3 protein-coding genes are annotated in these 1,781 nt (G+C 64.6%); all 3 read right to left on the bottom strand.

Annotated features, from left to right (window positions below; all coding sequences use genetic code 11):
- On the bottom strand, nucleotides 1–1,015 hold a 1,015-nt coding region (locus tag ACOVRJ_RS16950), incomplete at its 3' end, for a DEAD/DEAH box helicase (protein WP_422045011.1).
- A complete protein-coding gene (locus tag ACOVRJ_RS16955) occupies nucleotides 1,012–1,236 on the bottom strand; it encodes a hypothetical protein (protein WP_422045012.1) in 225 nt (74 codons plus the stop codon). The genes ACOVRJ_RS16950 and ACOVRJ_RS16955, both read right to left, overlap by 4 nt.
- A 259-nt stretch (nucleotides 1,237–1,495) precedes the next feature.
- Entirely contained in the window at nucleotides 1,496–1,690 is a 195-nt protein-coding gene (locus ACOVRJ_RS16960) for a hypothetical protein (RefSeq protein ID WP_422045013.1), read from the bottom strand.
- Between the last annotated feature and the right edge of the window lie 91 nt (nucleotides 1,691–1,781).

Consider the following 1,781-nt stretch of genomic DNA (forward strand, 5'->3'; position numbering starts at 1 on the left):
TGTAGGCGAACGGGCAGTCCCAACCCTCGGCCAAGGCCTTCTGGGTGATGACGAATTTCACCGGGCAAGCCGGGTCGGCGATACCCCGCTTGTAGTCAGCGTCGATCTGCTCCAGCCCCTTTTCCTCGCCCGTGGCCACGACGATCTCGCTGGGCGGGATGCCGTGATTGGTGATCAGCTCGTTCTTCACACGCTCGACGTCCAGCGTGTCCACCCCCGCGCGTCGTGGTTCCGACTGGATCAACACCAGCGGCCGCAGATAGGGGCTGCCTGCGCGGCGCTCGTCATCAGCCAACTTGTGCAGGGCGTCGCGCCGGCCGATGGCGTCTGCCAGGCACTGTTGCCAGTTCGGCTCGGTTTGCAGCACCACGGGTAGCTTGATCATTTCCTCCGCCTTCAACTCGGCCGCGGAAACGCTGTGCAGCACGTTGCTGGGCGTACGTTCTAGGTCGGGCGTAGCGGTCAGCTCCATCACGCCGCTGGGGCGGAAGCGCGCCAGCATGTCGAAGGCCAGTTCGGTGCGGCTGTTGTGCGCCTCGTCCACCACCACGAAGGGCCGGCGCAGGCGCAGCACGTTGGCCAGCGAGCATGGCGTTATGCGCTCCGCGCCTTCACCCTCGTTCAACAAGCCATCGCGCTGGGTGGGCGTGAGGTGGTCGAAGTCGTGCATCAGCGCGCCGCTGCTCTGGTATGCCTTGCGGGACTCCTCTTCCTCCACCAGAAACGCCTGCCGTGTGGCGACGATGACCGTGGTCGAGGTATCGAGCGTCGCACGGGTCACGCTCTTGGCCGCCAGCCATGTCTTGCCGCCGCCAGTGGGCACCCTCAGGCAGAAGTACGGCATGTCAAGCGGGAAACCCGACAGCGGGTTGTACGTGCTGCCACGGAGCCATAACCGCTCAGTGGTAGCAGTGAACGCAACCGAGGGTGAAGGCAATTCGTGGCAGGCCTTGAAGTACGTCTCCACGCTGTCCAGCACCTGCTGCTGGTAGTCCTTCGGTGCAAAGCCACTCATGGCCGCTCCTCGCCGGGCGCTGATCGTTCTTGAGTTCGAAGGGTGACAGTAGCGGATCGGGGCTCGGGTTTGATCCGCTGGATCACGCCGTTTCGGCTCACAACCAATTCGGTGCCGGTCTTCGCAGCCAGTTCGCGGGCGCGCTGCGCAGCCCGCAACAAGGCCTGCCAGGAGCCGCGCAGATCGGCGCTCGTCGCCTGATCGATGGTTTTCGTGCTCATCGCTCGCTCCAAACCAGCAGCACCGGCGCTCCCCGGAGTTGTCGTACAGCACCCAGTCATCGACCGCGGGCGCGTAATGGTGATGAAAGAGGTCCAGCCCCGCAGCAAAACGGCGGCGTATCACGGCTTCCGGGATGTCGTGTCCGCCCTGGCGAACCCGCTGGGCCACGCGCGCCACGGCTTCGTCGGCATGGTTGAGACGCAGAGAGATCAGCTCCACCCGATAACCGGCCTGCTGCCAGCGCCGGATGTGGCGCAGCTAGGTGCGGCCCGACAGGGTGGTTTCAAAGGCGAAGCTCTCGCCCGCACGGAAATGGCGCTCCAGCTCCGTCAACATCAAGCGCCCGGCCTGCAAGGCGGCGGATTCGGGGGCAAAGGGCGCCAGGCCGGCAGCGATGAGGTCGGCATTGACGAACACCGGCTCTATGTCGTTCCGTGTGGAACTTGACTTCACATTCGATGCTTGGTGACGCCCGTTGACAAGGCTGTAGCGGGCAGAAATGGCGAGGTCGGCAAGTGAGTGAGTTTGCCCAGGCGCAGATAGG

Origin of the sequence: Roseateles sp. (assembly GCF_049240545.1) — a bacterium.
In the GTDB taxonomy this organism is placed as follows: Bacteria; Pseudomonadota; Gammaproteobacteria; order Burkholderiales; family Burkholderiaceae_C; genus Paucibacter_A.

Bases quoted from the DNA above. Each gene is read 5' to 3' on its own strand.
- ACOVRJ_RS16955 (WP_422045012.1), bottom strand. From the start codon at position 1,236: ATGAGCACGAAAACCATCGATCAGGCGACGAGCGCCGATCTGCGCGGC.